The sequence below is a fragment of the Pseudonocardia benzenivorans CB1190 genome, assembly GCF_000196675.2.
Lineage (GTDB): Bacteria > Actinomycetota > Actinomycetes > Mycobacteriales > Pseudonocardiaceae > Pseudonocardia > Pseudonocardia benzenivorans.
The window spans coordinates 4,100,904-4,121,373 of record NC_015312.1 but is presented as its reverse complement, the minus strand read 5'-3'; the positions used below and the strand labels follow the sequence as shown (position 1 = coordinate 4,121,373).

Below are 20,470 nucleotides of genomic sequence, written 5' to 3'. Positions count from 1 at the left end.
CGTTATGCGGTCCGGTGTCGGGTACCGGTGAGTGGTCCTCAGCGCTCTCTCAGTGCCGGCCGGTGCCGGGGGCGCCGGTCAGCGCACGTCCTGGGCGTGCTCGACCTTCGGGTCGCCCGCGAAGAACGGGCCGATGAGCTCTCGCCAGCGCGGGAACCGCTCGGACTCGCGGAAGCCGACGGTGTGCGCCTCGACGCTCTGCCACTCGACCAGCAGCACGAAACGACTGGGCGACTCGATGCTGCGCGTCATCCGCGCGGACACGAACCCCGGTGTTGCCGCGATCAGCTCCCGGGCCTCGAGGTAGGCAGCGGCGAACTGCTCCTCGGTCCCGGGGCGGATGTCGAAGTCGGCGATCTCGAGCACCATGGCGATCATCCTCGCCCATCGGCGGGGCGCCGGTCACGTCCTGTGACGACCCAATCGCCGAACGTCTGTGGGCCCCGTCACGTCCGGGTCGTCCCGGAGGTGCCCTCGAGGTGGTGCAGCACGACGTCGCCGAGCCGCCCGTCGTCGATCGTCGCGGTCATCCAGGTGTGGGTCGGCTGCCGCCTGCGGTCGGTCGGCGAGCCGGGGTTGAGCAGCCGCATCCCGGCGGGCGTCGTCGAGTCCCACGGGATGTGGCTGTGCCCGAAGACGAGCACGTCGGTGTCGGGGAACAGCCGGTCCATCCGCCGTTCGCGGCCGGCCGCCTGGCCCGTCTCGTGGACGACGGCCAGCCGCACGCCGCCGAGCTCGACGCGGGCGACCTCCGGCAGCCGGGCGCGCAGGGCGGGGCCGTCGTTGTTGCCGTGGACGCCGACGAGCCGCGCGGCGCGCGCCGCGAGCTCGTCGAGCACCTCCACGCCGACCCAGTCGCCCGCGTGGATCACGACGTCGGCCTCCCCGACCGCCGCCAGGACCGCGGCGGGCAGCTCCCGCCCGCGGCCCGGGACGTGGGTGTCGCTGACGATCAGCAGCCGGATCGGGCCGTCGACGCTCAGTGCACGCCCAGCAGGTCGACGACGAAGATCAGCGTCTCGCCGCCCTTGATGACGCCACCGGCGCCGGCGTCGCCGTAGCCCATGTGCGGCGGGATCTCGAGCCGCCGGCGACCGCCCACCTTCATCCCCTGCACGCCCTGGTCCCAGCCGGCGATGACGCGGCCCTCGCCCAGCGGGAAGTCCAGCGGCATGCGGCGGTCCCAGGAGGCGTCGAACTGCTCGCCGGTGGAGTGGGCGACCCCGACGTAGTGCACGCTGACGAACGAACCCGCCTTGGCCTCGGCACCGTCGCCGACCGTGATGTCGGTGACCCGCAGGTCGGTGGGGGCGTCGCCGTCGATCGGCTCGACCTCGGGCTTCTGCAGCGTCACGAGGAACTCCTTCTCGGTCACGAGGAGCACCGGCCGGACCGGTGCCGTGCGGCCCACCACCCTGCCAGACGGCGCGGGCGCGCAGCCCTGCGGTCGCGTCACGCGTTCGTGCGGCACAGACTGGGGCCGTGTCGCAGCCCGGTCCCGACAGCGACGGGCAGTCCTACGAACCCGACCCGAAGCGCTGGCGCGCACTGACCGTCACGCTCGTCGCCGGCTTCATGGGTCTGCTCGACGTCAGCATCGTGTCGGTCGCGCTGCCGTCGATGCAGCACGGTCTGGGCACGAGCCCGGCGCAGGTGCAGTGGGTCGTGTCCGGCTACGCCCTCGCGTTCGGCCTCGCGCTCGTCCCCGCGGGCAGGCTGGGCGACGCCTACGGCAGGCGTCGCATGTTCCTGATCGCGCTGACGGGGTTCGTGCTGTGCAGCGCGCTGGCCGGGGCCGCGCCGACACCGCTCCTGCTGGTGGTCGCGCGGCTCGCGCAGGGACTCGCGGCAGGCGCGCTGGCACCGCAGAACTCCGGGCTCATCCAGGACCTGTTCCGGGACGGCGAACGCGGTCGCGCGTTCGGCTTCTTCGGCGCGACGGTCGGCATCTCGACGGCCGTCGGGCCGATCGTCGGCGGGATCATCCTGGCGCTGGCGGGCGAGCAGACCGGCTGGCGCTGGATCTTCTACGTCAACGTGCCCATCGGGATCGTGGCGCTCGTCCTCGCCGCCCGGCTCATCCCGCCGACCCCGTCGCGCGGGCGCCGCCAGCACATCGACCACGTCGGCGTGCTGCTGCTCGGCGGAGCGGTGCTGGCGGTGCTGCTGCCGCTCGTGGAGGCCGGGTCGGGCGGGGTGGCCCGGCTGTGGTGGCTGTTCCCGGTCGGGGCCGCCCTGGGCACCGTGTTCGTGATCTGGGAACGGCGCGAGCTGCGCCGCGAGCGGCCGCCGCTGATCGACCTGCGGCTGCTGTCGGACACCCCGGGCTACGCGTCGGGCGCCGGGCTGGGACTCGTCTACTTCGTGGGGTTCAGCGGGATCTGGCTGGTGTTCGCGCTGTTCTTCCAGACCGGGCTGGGCTACACCCCGCTGCAGTCGGGGCTCGCGGTGACACCCTTCGCCGTCGGCTCCGCGTTCTCCGCCGTGCTCGCGGGGCGGGTCGTGGAGCGCTTCGGCAGGCGGCTCACCGTCGCGGGGCTGCTCACGGTCGCGACGGGGCTCGCGATCACGACCATCCTGCTCACGACGGTGCCGGCGCACGTGGCGGGGTTCGTCATCATCCCGTCGATGCTGCTCGGCGGGATCGGGGGCGGGCTCGTCATCTCCCCGAACGTGACGATGACACTGCGCTGTGTCCCGGTCCGGATGGCCGGCTCGGCGGGCGGCGCGCTGCAGACCGGGCAGCGCATCGGCGCCGCGATCGGCACCGCCGCGCTCACGGGCATCTTCTACGCCGTGCGCGGGCAGGACCCGACCCGGCTGCGGGGCGCGGTCGGGGTCGCGCTCGGGACGGCCGTCGTCATGGTGCTGGTCGCGTTGGCGATCGCGGTCGCCGAGCTGCGGGCGGGGCGACGTGCGGTGTCCGAGGGCCTCCCCGAGGCCGCACACCAGCACCAGTAGCTCACACGGGCGGCGCGGGCACCCCCAGCGCGTCGCGCAGGAACTCCACCTGCAGGAGCAGCAGGTTCTCCGCGACGACCTCCTGCGGCGTCATGTGCGTGACCCCCGACAGCGGCAGCACGCTGTGCGGGCGCCCCGCCGCCAGCAGCGCCGACGACAGCCGCAGCGTGTGCGCGGCGACGACGTTGTCGTCGGCCAGGCCGTGGACCAGCAGCAACGGCCGGTGCGGCGTGCGGGCCGCCGCGGCGTCGGCGAACAGCGACGAGCGGGCGTAGGCGTCCGGGTTGCCGTCGGGCGTGCCGAGGTAGCGCTCGGTGTAGTGGGTGTCGTACAGCGCCCAGTCGGTGACGGGCGCGCCCGCGACGGCGGCGTGGAAGACGTCGGGTCGGCGCAGCACGGCCAGCGCGGCGAGGTACCCGCCGAACGACCATCCCCGGATGCCGACGCGGTCGAGGTCGAGGTCCGGGTGGCGCGTCGCGAGGTCCTGCAGGGCCTCGACCTGGTCGTCGAGGACCGGCTGGGCGAGATCGCCGTGCACGGCCCGCTCGAACGCCGGGCCGCGGCCCGGGGTGCCGCGCCCGTCGACGACGACGACCGCGAACCCCTGCTCGGCGAACCACTGGCTGGTCAGATGCGCGTTGCGCGCCGCGACGACGCGCTGCGCGTGCGGCCCGCCGTAGGGGTCCATCAGCACCGGGAGCGGAGTTCCCGGCTCCCACCACGACGGCAGCAGCAGGGCCGTCGAGAGGCCGCGGGCGCCCGCCGTCGTGATCTCCAGCCGCGGGTCGAGCCCGGCCGGGTCGGCGAACGACGTGATCGTGCGCGTCGCGCCGGTCGGCAGCGTCGCCGTCGTCGTGGTGCCCTCCGAGTCCAGGCTCGCGCGGCTGACCAGCAGGGTGCCGCCGACGAGACGCCCGGTGTGGACGCCGCGCTCCGGCGTCACGGCCCTGACCCCGTCGGCGCGCGACCACGTCCACAACCGGGTCGCGGTCGGGTCCTCGTCGAACGCGCTGAACAGCATCGTGTCGCCGTCGACGTCGAGGAGGGCCCTGACCTGCAGCGACTTCGGAGTGACCGGCTCGCCGCCGACGCACAGCCGGTTCGCGCCGTCGGCGACGCCCGCCGTGACGAGGGCGTCGCCCAGGTACGTCGGGACTCCGGGGACGATGTCGACCCAGTCCTCGTCGTCGATCGCCGCGACCTCCGACGTCGCGCCGGTCCCGGTGTCGACCCGCAGCACCCGCAGCGCGCGCTGGTCGCGCGACTGCACCGTCAGCAGCAGGTCGTGGCTGGTCCACGACACGTCCACGACGTACTCGTAGGTCGCCGCGTCCCAGGTGACGGGCACCCGGAGGCCGTCGAGCGCGACCAGGTGCAGGGTGACCTCGGCGTTCGCGGTGCCCGCGGCCGGGTAGGCGACGGGGACGGGCTCGCGGTCGGGGTTCGCGGGGTCCGCGATGTGCCAGCGCGTGACGGGCGCGTCGTCGACGCGGGCGGCGAGCAGGCGCTCCCCGTCGGGGGCCCACCAGAAGCCGCGCATGCGGCCCATCTCCTCGGCGGCCACGAAGTCGGCGAGGCCCCACGTCGCGTCCTCGTCGTCCGGGCGGACGAGCAGCGACGTGAGTCGGGGCACGAGATCGTGCACGTACAGCGCCCCGCCGGCGACGAACGCCACTCGCCTGCCCTGCGGGTCGGGCCGCGGGTCGACGACGCCCGGCGGGGTGTCGATCAGCCTGGGCGACAGGCCCGACGCGAACTCGGCGACGTAGAGCCTGCCCGACAGCGCGAACGCCGCCATCGTCACCGGCCGGTCGGTGGCGTAGGCGACGATGCCGCCCGCCTGCTCGCGCAGCCGCTCCCGCCGCGCCCGCTCCTGCGGCGGCAGATCCTCCTCGTTGCCCGCGGCCTCGAGTGCGCGGGGGTCGGCGACCAGCCGCTCCTCGCCGCTGTCCAGGTCGAGGCTCCACAGACAGGTGACGGGGTCGGTGCCGCCGCGGCTGCGAAGGAAGGCCACCCGCCCGCCGTCGGGGGACACCACGGCGCCGCGCGGGGCGCCGAGCGTGAACCGCCGGGTGCGGGCCTGCCTGCGGGGGAAGCTGTCGGTCACGGTGGGTCAGTCTGCCGCCCGCTCGCCGACGGCACCGTGCCGCCACCCCCACGCCGCCGACCGTTGGGCGGCCTCCCCCGGGTGGGTGCGTGTCGTGACGGCCGTCACAGCGTTGGCGGGTGTGCAGTGGGTAGCAGGTTCCCGATCGAGGGGAGTGGTCATCGATGATCAACCTGTACCTGTCCGGGCGGTCCCTCGCCGCGGCCCGGTCGGTGGACCCGGAGGTGTCGCCCGCGGCGGTGCACGCCGCCGTGGAGGTGGCGATCGTCGAGCAGCTCCGCGAGGTCGCCGGCTGGTCGGCGGAGGAGATCCGTCGGTGGGCGGACCGCATCGCCTGCGGCGACTGACCCGCGCCGACCGCCCCGGGAGCGACCGGGCCGGCCCCTCAGCTCACGCAGGGCACCGTCGCGCCGGTGATCGGCCGGACGGTCGTGGTGGGTGCGCCCGTGGTGGGGGCCCCGGTGGTCGGGGCCCGGGTCGTCATGGCCGGGCCGGTCGGGGTGGTCGTCCGTGCTGTCGACGGCGTGGCGGTCGACGTGGCGGTCGGCGTGGCGGTCGACGGGGTGGCGCCGGCGGACGTGCCGGTCGTCGGCGGCACGGGCAGGCCGTCGAGGGTGGAGCGGACGAACGAGCGGACCGTCGCGGGATCGATCTGCACGGCGACGCCGTCGCCCGGGGTGTAGAGGTCGGAGCGCACCGTCGGGATCGTGTGGAACTCGACGTTCGACGCCGACACCCGACGCACCTGGTCGACGAGCTGGTCGAGGTCCCAGCCCTGGTCGAGCACGACGTAGCGGCCGACGATGCCCAGCAGCCGCTGCACGGTCGCGGGGTCGGCCAGCCGCCCGCCGCCGAGCAGGGTGTGGGCCAGGCCGGCCATGTAGGCCTGCTGACGGGTGATCCGGTCGAGGTCGCCCGCGGCCAGCCCGTGACGCTGGCGGACGAACGCCAGTGCCTCCGCGCCGTCGAGGGTCTGCGGGCCGGCGGGCAGCACGGCGCCGGAGTAGCGCGCGTCGTCGACGGGTTCGGTGAGACACACCGGGACGCCGCCGATGGCGTCGGTGAGCTCGACGAAGCCGGCCAGGTTGATCTCGGCGTAGTGGTCGACGACGATGCCGGTGAGCTGCGAGACCGTCGCGACGAGCTCCTTGCGACCGGCCTCCTGGGCCTGGCGCTGCAGGGCGGCGCCGGTGACCCCCTGGGCCTCCAGGGTCCGCTTGGCGTCGGTGACCGCCCGGCCGTACGCCGAGTTGATCTTGTGGGTGCCGTAGTCGCCGGCGAGCTTCACGTAGGAGTCGCGCGGGAACGACACCGCGACGACGGGCTTCGCCGGGTCTGCCGGGATGCGCAGCAGCATGATCGTGTCCGTGTTGAGCTGGCCGTCGTCCGGGCCCGCGTGCATCCGGTCGAGGACGTCCTGCGGCAGCGGGCGGCCCTGCGCGTCGGTCCGGCTGTCGACGCCGACGAGCAGGGCCGTGATCGTCCGGGACGGGCTCCCGCTCGCCGTGGTGCCGTCCGAGAGCACGTCGCTGGTGACGATCGAGCCCGCGAGCGCGCGGAACGTCGACCAGCCGTACCCCGCCGCCGTCAGTACGACGACGGAGACCACCGTGACCAGCACCTTGCCGGCCAGTCCCCACCGTCGCCGCGCGCCGCCTGCCCGCCGCACCCGAATCCTGCCCCTCGCCACGTGTCCGAGACCCCGACGTGTCCCGACGCGGCGACGCTGAACGGGGGCGTCGCGCGGTCGATGTGGACACTCTATGGATGCGGCGCCCGGGTCCGCATGTTCGAACGGGCGAGTGGACGTGACGTACGGCACCGTCGATCACGCAGGGTCAACCGTCGATCTCTGCGCGCGAGCATCCGGTGCGGCTGTGCCACCGCGCGCTCTCGGCGGCCGGGGGCTACTCGGCGGCGTGCGCCACACAGTGGACAGGAAGCCCACGCGGAACCGGCGGAACCCGGAACCCGGAACCCGGCCGTCTCGGGACCGCCCCCGTCGGCGTGCGGCCGCCGCGCCACGCCGACCACGGCGTCTTGATCGCCAGCAGTAGCAGGTACGCCGTGGCGACCCGGCGCAGGATGGTGAACAGGGTGTGCGAGCGGGCGGTCAGCGCGGCGCGACGGTCCGGTGGAGGATGCCCAGCGTCGCCTTGAGCGCCGACTCGGAGATCACCGGGAAGATGTCGCGTGCCCGCCAGACCGGGTCGATGCCGGACCAGTCGTAGTAGGAGACGACGCGGGTGCCGCCCTCGGTCGGCTCGAGCCGGTAGCCGTAGACGTGCCCGATCGGCGGGCGCACGACCCCGACGATCGTCCAGGAGATCTCCCGGTCGGGCTCGAACGTGCCGATCGTGACCGTGACGTCGTACTGCCCGAGCGGCACGTCGCCGAGCGCCTCCCGGTCCATGTGGACGACGAACGTGTCGCCCGACGCCGTGACGCGCTCGCCGGACGCGCCCATGAGCATCCCCGAGGAGTCGATCGCGACGTGGCCGCGCGGGTCGGTGAGCACCGCGAAGATCGCCGACGGCTCGGCCGGGATCGTCCGCGCGACCTCGATGCGTTCACGGGTGCCGTCCTGGACATCGCCCTGCGTCATGCGCCCATCGTCGCACCCGGCCGATCTCCGGTCGCGCGCGTCGCGCGGGCCTCCGGTCGACGAGACCTCGTCGCCGCCCGGTTGTCGGGCGCCGCTACCAGCCGCGGGCCTTCCACTCCGGCAGGCTCGGGCGCTCGCGGCCGAGCGTCGAGTCGTCGCCGTGGCCCGGGTAGAACCACGTCTCGTCGGGCAGCGGACCGAAGACCCGGTCCTCCAGGTCGCCCACGAGCGAGCCGAAGTCCTCGGCCGACCACGTCTTGCCCGGGCCACCGGGGAACAGCGAGTCGCCGGTGAACAGGTGGGGTCCGTCGGCGCCGCGGTAGAGCAGCGCGATCGAGCCGGGTGTGTGCCCGCGCAGGTGGATGACCTCGAGCTCGATCTCGCCGAACGCGATCGTGTCGCCGTCCTCGACGACCTCGTCCATCGGGATCGGCAGCGACGGCGCGTCGAGCGGATGGGCGATCTGGCGCGTCTGGAACATGCCCGCGACGGCCCCGAGCGCCTGCCAGTGGTCGTCGTGCCGGTGCGTCGTGACGAGGTGGCGGAGCTCCGGCCGGTCGGGCCCGCTGCCCACGAGATCGGCGATCCGCTCCGGTTCGTTCGCCGCGTCGATCAGCAGCGCCTCGTGCGTGGCCGTGCAGACCAGCAGGTAGGCGTTGTTGTCCATGGGGCCGACCGAGACCTTGGAGATCGTCAGCGGGCCGAGGTCGCGGCGGATGGCCGCGCCGCCGGGGTCGGTGTGACCGGTGTACTCGTCGAGGACGTCCACGGCGGAAACCTTAGCGGCGGTGACCTCGGCGTCGACGTCCGCGGCGGCGACCCGGCAGGCCGACTCGGCGGGTGACCTCGGCCGGGTGGCATCGGCGGGGTGACATCGGCGGGGTGACAGCGACCGGGTGACAGCGACCGGGTGACGACGGCGGGGGTGACAGCGGCGGGGTGACAGCGGCGGGCGCCCCGCCGCGCGGGCCGTCGAACATGTGTGCGACTCTGGTCGGGCTCCCGGTCCGGTGGGACGTCCCACGGATGATCCGCGGCGGCCGGGGCGTTGGACACGACGACACCGCGGCCCGTGTCGGCGGCCCGCGCGCGCACGGCTCGGCGCGCGCCGCGGACCACCCACCGGACGGCCGCCGGGCGAGCGGTTCCTGTCGGACCCCCCGCCTAGCATGGGCGGGGATGTCGACGGGTCCGGTGAACGAGATCCGGGTATCAGGGTCCAGGAGCCGTCGGGAGGGGCACACCGTGGCGGATCGTCTCGTCGTGCGAGGCGCGCGCGAGCACAACCTGCGCGGGGTCGATCTCGACATCCCGCGCGACAGCCTCGTGGTGTTCACGGGCCTGTCCGGCTCGGGGAAGTCGAGCCTGGCGTTCGACACGATCTTCGCCGAGGGCCAGCGGCGCTATGTCGAGTCGCTGTCGGCGTACGCCCGGCAGTTCCTCGGCCAGATGGACAAGCCCGACGTCGACTTCATCGAGGGGCTCTCCCCGGCGGTGTCGATCGACCAGAAGTCGACGAACCGCAACCCCCGCTCGACGGTGGGCACGATCACCGAGGTCTACGACTACCTGCGGCTGCTCTACGCGCGCGCGGGCGTCCCGCACTGCCCGGTGTGCGGGCACGTCATCGAGAAGCAGACGCCGCAGCAGATCGTCGACCAGGTCCTCGCCATGACGGAGGGCACCCGCTTCCAGGTGCTGGCGCCCGTCGTGCGCACCCGCAAGGGCGAGTTCGTCGACCTGTTCACCACCCTGCAGGCGCAGGGCTACTCGCGGGTGCTCGTCGACGGCACGGTGCACCCGTTGTCCGACCCGCCGAAGCTCAAGAAGCAGGAGAAGCACGACATCGCGGTGGTCGTCGACCGGCTGGTCGTGCGGCCGTCGTCGAAGCAGCGGCTCACCGACTCGGTCGAGACGGCGCTGCGCCTGGCCGACGGGCTCGTCGTGCTCGAGTTCGTCGACCTGGAGGCCGGCGACCCGCAGCGGGAGCGCCGCTTCTCCGAACGGATGGCGTGCCCCAACGGCCACCCGCTGGGCCTCGACGAGCTCGAGCCCCGCACGTTCTCCTTCAACTCGCCCTACGGCGCGTGCCCGACCTGCAGCGGCATCGGCACGAGGAAGGAGGTCGACCCCGAGCTCGTCGTCCCCGACCCCGAGAAGAGCCTGGCCGACGGCGCGATCGCGCCCTGGGCGGGCGGGCACACCTCGGAGTACTTCGGGCGGCTGCTGGGCGGGCTCGCCGGCACCATCGGGTTCCGGATGGACACCCCGTGGCGCAAGCTCGACGACGCGGCCCGCAAGGCCGTCCTGCACGGCACCGACGACCAGGTCCACGTCCGCTACCGCAACCGGTACGGCCGGGAGCGCAGCTACTACGCGAACTTCGAGGGCGTCATCCCGTTCCTGGAGCGCCGGCTCGACCAGACGGAGTCGGAGTCGCAGCGCGAGCGCTACGAGGGCTACATGCGCGACGTGCCCTGCCCCGCCTGCAAGGGCGCGCGGCTCAAGCCCGAGGTCCTCGCCGTCACGCTCGAGCACCGCGACCAGGGCGATCGGTCGATCGCCGAGGTCTCGGCGATGTCGGTGGCCGAGTGCTCGGCGTTCCTCGACGGGATGGTCCTCGACGCGCGCCAGGCGATGATCGCCGGCCGGGTCCTCAAGGAGGTGCAGGCGCGGCTCGGCTTCCTGCTCGACGTCGGGCTCGACTACCTCTCGCTCGACCGCGCCGCCGGCACGCTCTCCGGCGGCGAGGCGCAGCGGATCCGGCTCGCGACGCAGATCGGGTCCGGCCTGGTCGGCGTGCTCTACGTGCTCGACGAGCCGTCGATCGGCCTGCACCAGCGCGACAACCGCCGGCTGATCGACACGCTGACCCGGCTGCGCGACCTCGGCAACACCCTGATCGTCGTCGAGCACGACGAGGACACGATCCGCGCGGCCGACTGGGCCGTCGACATCGGACCGGGCGCGGGCGAGCACGGCGGCCACATCGTCCACAGCGGATCGGTCGCAGGCCTCGAGTCGCACGACACGTCGCTGACCGGCGCCTACCTGTCGGGTCGCCGGAGCATCCCGGTGCCGGCCCGGCGCCGCCCGCTCGACCGCAAGCGGACGCTCACGGTCGTCGGCGCCCGGGAGCACAACCTGCGGGGGATCGACGTCGAGATCCCGCTCGGCGGGCTCGTCGCCGTCACCGGTGTCTCCGGGTCGGGCAAGTCCACCCTGGTCAACGACATCCTCGCGACCGTGCTCGCGAACCGGCTCAACGGTGCCCGCCAGGTGCCCGGCCGGCACACCCGGATCAACGGGGTCGAGGAGCTCGACAAGCTCGTCCGGGTCGACCAGTCGCCGATCGGACGCACCCCGCGCTCCAACCCCGCCACCTACACCGGCGTGTGGGACAAGATCCGCACGCTGTTCGCGTCGACGACCGAGGCCAAGGTGCGCGGCTACCAGGCCGGGCGGTTCTCCTTCAACGTCAAGGGCGGCCGCTGCGAGGCGTGCTCCGGCGACGGCACGATCAAGATCGAGATGAACTTCCTGCCCGACGTGTACGTGCCCTGCGAGGTCTGCCACGGCGCCCGGTACAACCGGGAGACCCTCGAGGTCCACTACAAGGGCAAGACGGTCGCCGACGTCCTCGACATGCCGATCGAGGAGGCCGCCGAGTTCTTCGAGCCGATCTCCTCGATCAGCCGTTACCTGAAGACGCTGGTCGACGTGGGTCTCGGCTACGTCCGGCTGGGCCAGCCCGCGCCGACGTTGTCGGGCGGTGAGGCGCAGCGCGTCAAGCTCGCGAGCGAGCTGCAGAAGCGGTCCAACGGCCGGACCATCTACATCCTCGACGAGCCGACGACCGGCCTGCACTTCGAGGACATCCGCAAGCTGCTGCTGGTGATCAACGGACTGGTCGACAAGGGCAACTCGGTCGTCGTCATCGAGCACAACCTCGACGTCATCAAGACCGCGGACTGGGTCGTCGACATGGGCCCCGAGGGCGGCTCGGGCGGTGGCACGGTCGTCGCGGAGGGAACGCCGGAGCAGGTCGCGGCCGTCGAGGGGAGCTACACCGGGCAGTTCCTGCGCGGTCTGGTGACGCCCGAGGTGCCGAAGAAGGTCCGCAGGCCCGCCCGCCGGAAGGCCGCGGCGGCGAGCTGACCGGCCGCCGCACCGGCCGTGACCGATCGGTGCGGCAGGTCGTGCGGACTCGTCGGGGGACGAGCCGGTAGAGGCGGAAGAAGTCGTCGTCGACGTCGAGCACGTCGTCGTCGGCGAATCCGGCCTCGGACGCGTAGCGGCGCAGCGTGTCGGGCCGCATCACGGTTCCGGTGGCCGCGGTCCGTGGATGGCACATGCCGTCGGGCAGTTTCCGGGTGGGGCCCCCGATCGACCGGCTCGTCGACCTCGTGCGGGTCGAGGCCGCGCCGGGCGACCCGGCGGCCGCGGTGCCCACGCTCGTCGCGCGGCTGCGCCGGGCGCTCGCGACTCCACCTCCCGGACCTGCGCCGCGCCCGTCTCGCCGCAGGTGGACGACTCGACGACGCCGCCGCGATCGCGCTCGCCCGTCGTCCGGCCAGGGGTGCGGGGTCGGTGTCGGGGTCGGTGTCGCCCGGGGCCTCGGACCCGGCACCGACCCCGGGTGACCCGGTGGGAGGGGGCGTGTACCCTTCGGAATGCGACCACCCTGTCGCGCGTTGACTTTTTCGCGCTGTTCGCAGCGCGGATCAGCAACACCGTGTCAGGGCGATCAAGTGGAGCCCCGCTCCCACCCGCAGTCACCCCAGGTGGCCGGGTCCAGGTCCGATGCCGAGGCGGCGCATGCCGTCCGCCTCGTCGTCGAATCCCGGGTCTCTCTTGTCGTCGCCGAGCACACGACGTCTATACGAGGAGACCCCATCAGCACAGAGACGCGCATCAACGACCGCATCCGAGTTCCCGAGGTCCGGCTCGTCGGGCCGAACGGCGAACAGGTCGGCATCGTGCGTATCGAGGACGCCCTGCGGCTGGCGCAGGAGGCCGAGCTCGACCTCGTCGAGGTCGCGGCCCAGGCCCGGCCGCCCGTCTGCAAGCTCATGGACTTCGGCAAGTTCAAGTACGAGAGCGCGCAGAAGGCCCGCGAGTCCCGCCGCAACCAGCAGCTCACGGTGATCAAGGAGCAGAAGCTCCGGCCGAAGATCGACACCCACGACTACGAGACCAAGAAGCGCAACGTCGTGCGCTTCCTCGAGGGTGGGAACAAGGTCAAGGTGACGATCATGTTCCGCGGCCGCGAGCAGTCCCGCCCCGAGCTGGGGTTCCGGCTGCTGCAGCGACTGGCCGAGGACGTCGTGGACCTGGGGGTCGTCGAGGCCGCGCCGAAGCAGGACGGCCGCAACATGACGATGGTGATCGCTCCGCTCAAGAAGCCGGCCAAGCGCCCGGCCCACGCCGACAACGCGGCGGCCGACGGCGCGGGTGCCGACGCTGCGGGCGACGCCGCCCCGGCCGACGAGTCGCAGGCCTGACCGGCCCGCTCCGCCGACCACCGCACGCCCCCACCGACGTCCCCGGACGTCACACGTGAACGGATCAGCCATGCCCAAGAACAAGACCCACAGCGGTATCTCGAAGCGGATCAAGGTGACCGGCAGCGGCAAGCTCCGCCGGCAGCAGACGGGTCTGCGCCACCGGCTCGAGGTCAAGTCGAGCAAGGAGACCCGCGACCTGTCGGGCACCGTGCCCGTGGCCAAGGCCGACGTGAAGCGCGTCAAGAAGCTGCTCGGGCGCTGAGCCACCGACCCCGCTGACCCCGGCCGACGCCGGCGACCACGCTCGCCCGGACCGGCCGACCGAGAGACAGGACCACACCCATGGCACGCGTGAAGCGCGCGGTCAACGCCCAGAAGAAGCGCCGCACCACCCTCGAGGCGGCGAGCGGATACCGGGGCCAGCGTTCCCGCCTGTACCGCAAGGCGAAGGAGCAGATGCTCCACTCGCTGAACTACGCCTACCGGGACCGTCGCGCCAAGAAGGGCGAGTTCCGGCAGCTGTGGATCACCCGCATCAACGCGGGCGCCCGCGCCAACGGCATGACCTACAACCGCTTCATCCAGGGCCTCAAGGCCGCGGGTGTCGAGGTCGACCGCAAGAACCTGTCGGAGCTCGCGATCAGCGACCCGGCCGCCTTCACCGCTCTGGTCGAGCTGGCCAGGGCCAACGTCCCGGCCCAGGGCGCGCAGGACGGCAACGCCGCCTGAGCGAGCCCGTGCTCGGAACAGAACGCACCCCGCGCGTCGCGGCAGCCCGGAAGCTGCTGCGGCGCGCGGGTCGTGAACGGGCCGGTCGCTTCCTCGTCGAGGGCGCCCAGGCCGTCCGCGAGGCGCTGGCCGCGCCGCAGGCCGTCCACGAGCTGTTCGTGACCACCGACGCCGCGCAGCGCCATCCCGAGCTCGTCGCCGCCGCCCGTACTGCGGGGGCCCGCGTCGTCGACGTCACCGACGGCGCCGCCGCGAGCCTGTCCGACACCGTCACCCCGCAGGGCCTCGTCGCGGTCTGCGACCTGCTCGACGTTCCGCTCCCGCAGGCGCTGGGTGCTGCGCCGCAGCTGGTGGCCGTGCTCGTCGGTGTCGCCGACCCGGGCAACGTCGGCACCGTGGTCCGGTGCGCCGACGCCGCGGGCGCCGACGCCGTGCTGCTCGCGGGCGACACCGTCGACCCGCACAACGGGAAGGCCGTCCGCGCCTCGACCGGCAGCGTCTTCCATCTGCCGCTCGCCCGTGACCGCGACGCGGGCGCGGTGCTCGCCGCGTGCCGTGCCGCCGGGCTCGTCCTGCTGGCCGCCGACGCGCACGGTGAGCTGGACCTGCACGACCCCGCGGCGGACGCCGTACTGGGCGGCCGGGTCGCCTGGGTGTTCGGCAACGAGGCCCACGGCGTCCCCGACGAGGTGCTCGCCGCCGCCGACCACCGGGTGTCGGTCCCGATCCACGGCCGCGCCGAGAGCCTCAACCTGGCTACCGCCGCCGCGATCTGCCTCTACGGCTCGGTCGCAGCCAGGACCCGGCGGCAGGGTGCGGATCCGGCGGGGATGCGCAGGTCGGGCTGAGGGCCCGACGGCCCCGCGCCTAGGATCGGCGCCACCATGAGTGACAGCACGCAGGAGAAGGCCCCGGCCGGGGACGGCACGGCCGCCGGCCCGCTCGACGCCGCCACCCTCGACGCCGCGGCGGACGCCGCGATCGCCGCCTTCGCCGCGGCCCCCGACCTGGCCGCGCTCGCGGCCGTGCGGCCGGCGCACCTGGGCGACAAGGCGCCGCTGCTGCTGGCCCGTCGCGAGCTGGGTTCGCTGCCGGGACCCCAGCGGGCCGAGGCGGGCAAGCGGGTCAACGCGGCGCGGGTCCGCGTGCAGGAGGCGTTCGACGCCCGGCGCGAGGTCCTGGTCGCCGAGCGCGACGCGCGGGTCCTCGTCGAGGAGTCCGTCGACGTCACGCTGCCGTGGGACCGCACACCGCGGGGCGCCCGGCACCCGATCACCCAGATCGCCGAGCAGATCGGCGACGTGTTCGTCGCGATGGGCTGGGAGATCGCCGAGGGCCCGGAGGTCGAGGCGTCCTGGCTCAACTTCGACGCCCTGAACTTCGGCAAGGACCACCCCGCCCGCACCATGCAGGACACGTTCTACCTGCGTGAGGACCACGAGACCGGGAAGGTCGACACCGCGTCCTCGACGCTGGTGCTGCGCACCCACACCTCCCCGGTGCAGGTCCGCGCGCTGCTGGAGCGGGAGCTGCCCGTCTACGTCGTGTGCCCGGGGCGGACGTTCCGCACCGACGAGCTCGACGCCACCCACACGCCCGTGTTCCACCAGGTCGAGGGCCTCGCCGTCGACAAGGGGATCACGATGGCCCACCTCAAGGGCACGCTCGACGCGTTCGCCCGCGCGATGTTCGGCGCGGACTCGCGGACGCGGCTGCGCCCGTCGTACTTCCCCTTCACCGAGCCGTCGGCCGAGGTCGACGTCTGGTTCCCGGAGAAGAAGGGCGGCGCCGGCTGGGTCGAGTGGGGCGGCTGCGGCATGGTGAACCCCAACGTCCTGCTCTCGGCCGGTGTCGACCCCGAGGTGTACTCCGGGTTCGCGTTCGGCATGGGGCTGGAACGGACGCTGCAGTTCCGCAACGGCCTGCCCGACATGCGTGACATGGTCGAGGGCGACGTCCGTTTCAGCCGGGCCTTCGGGGTCTGACCCCGCCACCCCCGCGAACACCACCGCAGAATCCTGGAGAACTCGTGCGCGTCCCCGTGTCCTGGCTGGCCGACCACGTCGAGGGCGACCTGCCCGCCGACGCCGACGAGATCGGCGAGGCGTTCGTGCGGGTCGGCCTCGAGATCGAGGACGTCCACCGCGCCGAGGAGATCACCGGACCGCTCGTCGTCGGCCGGGTCCTGGAGATCACCGAGCTCACCGAGTTCAAGAAGCCGATCCGCTACTGCCGGGTCGACGTGGGCGACGAGCACAACGACCCGGCGGGCGAGGACCCGGCGGGCGGGACGGGCGGTGGCTCGCGCGGCATCGTGTGCGGCGCCCGCAACTTCGTCGTCGGTGACCTGGTCGTCGTCGCGCTGCCGGGCAGCGTCCTGCCCGGCGGGTTCGCCATCGCCGCGCGCAAGACGTACGGGCACGTCTCCGACGGGATGATCGCCTCGGCCCGCGAGCTGGGCATCGGGTCCGACCACGCCGGCATCCTCGTGCTGCCCGAGGGCACCGCCGTCCCCGGCGACGACGCCCGCCCGGTCCTGGGCATCGACGACCCGGTGATCGAGCTGAACGTGACGCCCGACCGCGGGTACTGCTTCTCGGTCCGCGGCCTGGCCCGCGAGCTGGCCGCGTCGTTGGGGCGCGACTTCACCGATCCGGCCGCGCGCGTCGCGGTGCCCGCCGAGGCGGCCGAGTCCTGGCCGGTGCGGCTCGACGACGCCGAGGGCTGCCCGCGCTTCGTCGCCCGCCGCGTCACCGGGGTCGACCCGAACGCGCCCAGCCCGTGGTGGCTGCGCCGCCGGTTGCTGGCGGCGGGGATGCGCCCGATCTCGCTGACCGTCGACGTCACCAACTACGTGATGATCGAGCTCGGCCAGCCGTTGCACGCCTACGACGCGTCGCGGCTGCAGGGCCCGATCGTGGTGCGCAGGGCCCGGGCCGGGGAGAAGCTGCGCACGCTCGACGACGCCGAGCGCGCGCTCGACCCCGACGACCTGCTCATCACCGACGACTCGGGCCCGATCGGCCTGGCGGGCGTCATGGGCGGCGCGAGCACCGAGATCCCGGAGACGCACGAGCCGGGCGCGACGATCGACGTGCTCATCGAGGCCGCGCACTTCGACCCGGCGACGATCGCGCGCGGCGCGCGCCGGCACAAGCTGCCCAGCGAGGCCTCGCGGCGTTTCGAGCGGGCCGTCGACGCGCAGCTGCCGCCCGTCGCGGCCGAGCGCGCCGCGCAGCTGCTCGTGGAGCACGGCGGCGGCACGATCGTCGCCGGCCGCACCGACGTCGGCGCGGCGCCGGTGCCCGCCCCGGTGCGCATGGCGCTGGACCTGCCCGACCGCACCGCGGGTGTGGCGTACGCCCGCGGCGCGACCGTGCAGCGGCTGACCCAGATCGGCGCGACCGTCGAGCTGGAGACGGGCCCCGACGGCAAGGGCGTCGTCGTCGCCACGCCGCCGTCGTGGCGGCCCGACCTCGCGATGGCGGCCGACCTCGTCGAGGAGGTGCTGCGGCTCGAGGGCCTCGACGTCATCCCGTCGGTGCTCCCGTCGGCCCCCGCGGGCCGCGGCCTGACCGCGGCGCAGCGACGCCGCCGCGCGGTGTCGCGGGCGTTGGCGGAGGCGGGCTACGTCGAGGTGCTGCCGTTCCCGTTCGTCGGCGATGCCGTGTGGGACGCGTTCGGGCTGGCCGCCGACGACGTGCGCCGGCGCACCGTCACGGTCGTCAACCCGCTCGACGCCGAGCGCGGCTCGCTGGCGACGACGCTGCTGCCGGGCCTGCTGGACGCCGTGGTGCGCAACCGGTCCCGTGGCCTCGACGACGTCGCGCTGTTCCACGTCGGGCAGGTCGTGCTGCCGCACGCGCAGCCCGTCGCGATGCCCGAGCCCGGAGTCCGGGTGCGGCCGAGCGCCGCCGAGTACGCCCAGATCGACGCCGCGCTGCCCGCCCAGCCGCAGCACGTCGCCGTCGTCCTCGCCGGTGAGCGCGAGCCGCGCGGCTGGTGGGGCCCGGGCCGCGAGGCCGGCTGGGCCGACGCGGTCGAGGCCGCGCGGCTGGTCGGCCGGGTCGCGGGCGTCGAGCTGCGCGTGACCAAGGGCGAGCTCGCCCCGTTCCATCCGGGGCGCACCGCGGTGCTGCGCGTCGGCGACTTCCCGGTCGGTCACGCCGGCGAGCTGCACCCCAAGGTCGTCGAGGCACTGGGGCTGCCGCCGCGGACGTGCGCGATGGAGCTCGATCTCGACCTGGTCCCGCTGACCGACCCGCGGCCGGTCCCGCGCGTGTCGCCGTACCCGCCGGTCGCCGTCGACGTCGCGCTGGTGACCCCCGACGACGTGCCGGTGGCCGACGTCGCCGACGCGCTGGAGGAGGGTGGCGGCGAGCTGCTCGAGGAGGTCCGGCTCTTCGACGTCTACAGCGGTGCGCAGGTGGGGGAGGGCCGGCGCTCGCTGGCGTTCTCGCTGCGTTTCCGGGCCGACGACCGGACGCTGACCAGCGAGGAGGCCAACGCCGCACGCGACGCGGCGGTGGCGCTCGCCGGCAGCCGCACGGGCGCGGAGCTGCGGGGCTGACGGGGCCGGTCGAGCGGCTCCACCGGGCGCCGTCCTCCTCGGCCTGGCCGCGGAAGGGGACAGGACGCCGCAGTCGCGCGGGACGCGCGGTGCGGCCGTCGGGCCGGTTCGGACGGATGTCAGAGGCGCTTGAGCGCCTCCCGCCGGGACAGCGGCGACAGCTGCGGGTGCGCGTCGACGAACGCGCGCACCCAGCCCGGGTCGGTGCGGGCATGCTGGCGCAGCGCCCAGCCGATGCCCTTGCGCAGGAAGAAGTCCCGGTCGTCGATGCTGGCCTCGATCGCGTCGGTGAGGAGGTCGAGGTCGGTGTCGCCCTTGGCCTGCAGCTGGCAGATGATCGAGGTGCGGCGCAGCCACGGGTCGGGGTCGGTCGACCAGGCCCGCACCACGGGGGTCAGCTCGGCGGGATGGGCGCGCAGGAGCGCTCCCACGCGCCGCGACGCGATCTCGTCGACGTGGTCCCACCACGCCCCGGTGACGATCCAGTGCCGCAGCCGCGGCACCCAGGAGACGTCGACGAGCCGCGCGTAGCGGCGGTGCCCGACCAGCCCCGACGCGAGGTAGCGCTCCTCGCGCCGGGTCGCCCCGTCCCACAGCGCGTCGGCCGCGGCCCCGACCTCCCCACCGCCCGGTCCGCTCCCGTCGAGGGGATGCTCGTCGAGGAGCCGGCGCAGGAGCGTCTCGCGCGCCGGGGCGGGGACGCCGTGGAACGGCATCTCCGATTTCATGTAGCGCTGCATGGCGGCGGCCGCGACGGGATCGCCGAGCTGCGCCAGCCCGGTGCGGACGGCCTCGACCAGCGCGGCCGCGGCAGCGGCGAGCGGGGCCGGGACGGCCGGGGTGGGGGTGGCGGTGACGGGCGCGTCGGTCACGTGGCGCACACTACGGCCGCGCACCGACGAAACGCGTTGCATCTGAATTCGTCGACGTGCATACTCATGCACATGATCAGGGCAGCGGTGGCGGGCGCGAGCGGGTACGCGGGAGGCGAGCTGCTCCGGCTGCTGCTCGCCCATCCCGACGTGGAGATCGGGACGGTGAGCGCGGGCGGGAACGCCGGGACCCGGTTGGGGGAGCTGCAGCCGCACCTGCTCCCGCTGGCCGACCGGGTGCTCGCCGAGACGACCGTCGAGAACCTCGCGGGGCACGACGTCGTCTTCCTCGCGCTGCCGCACGGGCACTCCGCCGAGATCGCCGCCCAGCTGGGCGAGGACGTGCTCGTCGTCGACTGCGGGGCCGACCACCGGCTCGCCGACGCGGACGACTGGGAGAAGTGGTACGGCGGCCCGCACTCCCCGAACTGGCCCTACGGGCTGCCCGAGCTGCCCGGCGGGCGCGACGCGCTGCGCGGCACCAGGCGCGTCGCCGTTCCCGGCTGCTACCCGACGGTCTCCAGCCTCGCGCTGGCCCCGGCGCTGGTGGCGGGTCTCGTCGAGCGCGAGGTCGTCATCACGGCGGTGTCCGGGACGTCGGGCGCGGGCAAGTCGCCCAAGCCGCACCTGCTCGGCTCCGAGGTGATGGGGTCGCTGTCGGTCTACGGCGTCGGCGGCGCGCACCGGCACACCCCCGAGATCGCCCAGAACCTCTCGCATGCGACGGGCGGCCCCGTGGCCGTGAGCTTCACCCCGGTGCTCGCCCCGCTCCCGCGTGGCATCCTCGCCTCCTGCTCGGCCGCGCTCGCCGCCGACGTCGACCCGGCCGGCGCCGCCGACGCCGCCCGCGCGGTCTACGAGAAGGCCTACGCCGACGAGCCGTTCGTGCACCTGCTGCCCGTGGGCCAGTGGCCCACGACGGGCGCCGTGCTGGGGTCGAACGCCGTCACCCTGCAGGTCGCCGTCGACGTCGCGGCGCGGCGGCTGGTCGTCGCCGCCGTGGTCGACAACCTGGCCAAGGGCACCGCGGGCGCGGCCGTGCAGTGCATGAACATCGCGCTCGGCCTGCCCGAGACGGCCGGGCTGCCGCTCACCGGCGTCGCTCCCTGATCAGTACGC

Annotated in this window: 18 protein-coding genes; 10 read left to right on the top strand and 8 right to left on the bottom strand. The window is 74.0% G+C overall.

Annotated features, from left to right (window positions below; all coding sequences use genetic code 11):
• Positions 1–78: 78 nt before the first annotated feature.
• The 3 genes from PSED_RS19380 to PSED_RS19370 all read right to left on the bottom strand — a co-directional run bounded on the left by PSED_RS19380 (position 79) and on the right by PSED_RS19370 (position 1,354).
• Positions 79–369 (bottom strand): antibiotic biosynthesis monooxygenase family protein, encoded by a 291-nt coding sequence (locus PSED_RS19380; protein WP_013675940.1) that lies wholly within the window; start codon positions 367–369, stop codon positions 79–81.
• 77 nt (positions 370–446) lie between these two features.
• Positions 447–965, bottom strand: a complete 519-nt coding sequence (locus PSED_RS19375) for a metallophosphoesterase family protein (protein WP_013675939.1) — start codon at positions 963–965, stop codon at positions 447–449.
• 14 nt (positions 966–979) lie between these two features.
• Complete coding sequence (locus PSED_RS19370; RefSeq protein ID WP_041761686.1) at positions 980–1,354, bottom strand: FKBP-type peptidyl-prolyl cis-trans isomerase; 375 nt, start codon at positions 1,352–1,354, stop codon at positions 980–982.
• A 128-nt stretch (positions 1,355–1,482) separates the two neighbouring features.
• On the opposite strand from PSED_RS19370, the gene PSED_RS19365 reads away from it, so the two are divergent.
• Positions 1,483–2,961 (top strand): MFS transporter, encoded by a 1,479-nt coding sequence (locus PSED_RS19365; protein ID WP_013675937.1) that lies wholly within the window; start codon positions 1,483–1,485, stop codon positions 2,959–2,961.
• A 1-nt stretch (position 2,962) separates the two neighbouring features.
• Here the strand turns inward: PSED_RS19365 and PSED_RS19360 are convergent, their stop codons facing one another.
• Positions 2,963–5,068 (bottom strand): S9 family peptidase, encoded by a 2,106-nt coding sequence (locus PSED_RS19360; protein ID WP_013675936.1) that lies wholly within the window; start codon positions 5,066–5,068, stop codon positions 2,963–2,965.
• Positions 5,069–5,232: 164 nt separating this feature from the next.
• On the opposite strand from PSED_RS19360, the gene PSED_RS19355 reads away from it, so the two are divergent.
• Complete coding sequence (locus PSED_RS19355) at positions 5,233–5,415, top strand: hypothetical protein (protein ID WP_013675935.1); 183 nt, start codon at positions 5,233–5,235, stop codon at positions 5,413–5,415.
• Positions 5,416–5,453: 38 nt separating this feature from the next.
• Here the strand turns inward: PSED_RS19355 and PSED_RS19350 are convergent, their stop codons facing one another.
• The 3 genes from PSED_RS19350 to PSED_RS19340 form a co-directional block, all read right to left on the bottom strand.
• The gene (locus PSED_RS19350; RefSeq protein ID WP_013675934.1) at positions 5,454–6,737 is read right to left on the bottom strand and encodes an LCP family protein; all 1,284 of its coding nucleotides are present in this window, start codon (positions 6,735–6,737) and stop codon (positions 5,454–5,456) included.
• A gap of 444 nt (positions 6,738–7,181) precedes the next feature.
• Positions 7,182–7,673, bottom strand: a complete 492-nt coding sequence (locus PSED_RS19345; RefSeq protein WP_013675933.1) for an SRPBCC family protein — start codon at positions 7,671–7,673, stop codon at positions 7,182–7,184.
• A gap of 94 nt (positions 7,674–7,767) precedes the next feature.
• Complete coding sequence (locus tag PSED_RS19340; RefSeq protein ID WP_013675932.1) at positions 7,768–8,442, bottom strand: MBL fold metallo-hydrolase; 675 nt, start codon at positions 8,440–8,442, stop codon at positions 7,768–7,770.
• A gap of 476 nt (positions 8,443–8,918) precedes the next feature.
• Between PSED_RS19340 and uvrA the strand changes: the two genes are divergently transcribed.
• The 7 genes from uvrA (at position 8,919) to pheT (ending at position 18,479) form a co-directional block, all read left to right on the top strand.
• Complete coding sequence (gene uvrA, locus PSED_RS19335; protein ID WP_013675931.1) at positions 8,919–11,831, top strand: excinuclease ABC subunit UvrA; 2,913 nt, start codon at positions 8,919–8,921, stop codon at positions 11,829–11,831.
• 722 nt (positions 11,832–12,553) lie between these two features.
• Positions 12,554–13,177 (top strand): translation initiation factor IF-3, encoded by a 624-nt coding sequence (gene infC, locus PSED_RS19330; protein WP_041761682.1) that lies wholly within the window; start codon positions 12,554–12,556, stop codon positions 13,175–13,177.
• 70 nt (positions 13,178–13,247) lie between these two features.
• A complete protein-coding gene (gene rpmI, locus PSED_RS19325) occupies positions 13,248–13,442 on the top strand; it encodes a 50S ribosomal protein L35 (RefSeq protein WP_013675929.1) in 195 nt (64 codons plus the stop codon).
• 80 nt (positions 13,443–13,522) lie between these two features.
• Positions 13,523–13,909: a 50S ribosomal protein L20 gene (rplT, locus tag PSED_RS19320; RefSeq protein WP_013675928.1), complete on the top strand. Its 387-nt coding sequence runs from the start codon at positions 13,523–13,525 to the stop codon at positions 13,907–13,909.
• 8 nt (positions 13,910–13,917) lie between these two features.
• The gene (locus tag PSED_RS19315; RefSeq protein ID WP_013675927.1) at positions 13,918–14,757 is read left to right on the top strand and encodes a TrmH family RNA methyltransferase; all 840 of its coding nucleotides are present in this window, start codon (positions 13,918–13,920) and stop codon (positions 14,755–14,757) included.
• 36 nt (positions 14,758–14,793) lie between these two features.
• Complete coding sequence (pheS, locus tag PSED_RS19310; RefSeq protein WP_013675926.1) at positions 14,794–15,894, top strand: phenylalanine--tRNA ligase subunit alpha; 1,101 nt, start codon at positions 14,794–14,796, stop codon at positions 15,892–15,894.
• Positions 15,895–15,938: 44 nt separating this feature from the next.
• On the top strand, positions 15,939–18,479 hold the full coding sequence (gene pheT / locus PSED_RS19305) for a phenylalanine--tRNA ligase subunit beta (RefSeq protein ID WP_013675925.1): 2,541 nt from the start codon (positions 15,939–15,941) through the stop codon (positions 18,477–18,479).
• 119 nt (positions 18,480–18,598) lie between these two features.
• On the opposite strand, the gene PSED_RS19300 is transcribed toward pheT, so the two are convergent.
• On the bottom strand, positions 18,599–19,393 hold the full coding sequence (locus tag PSED_RS19300) for a DNA alkylation repair protein (protein WP_013675924.1): 795 nt from the start codon (positions 19,391–19,393) through the stop codon (positions 18,599–18,601).
• 24 nt (positions 19,394–19,417) lie between these two features.
• Between PSED_RS19300 and argC the strand changes: the two genes are divergently transcribed.
• A complete protein-coding gene (gene argC / locus PSED_RS19295) occupies positions 19,418–20,461 on the top strand; it encodes an N-acetyl-gamma-glutamyl-phosphate reductase (protein WP_013675923.1) in 1,044 nt (347 codons plus the stop codon).
• Positions 20,462–20,470 lie beyond the last annotated feature (9 nt).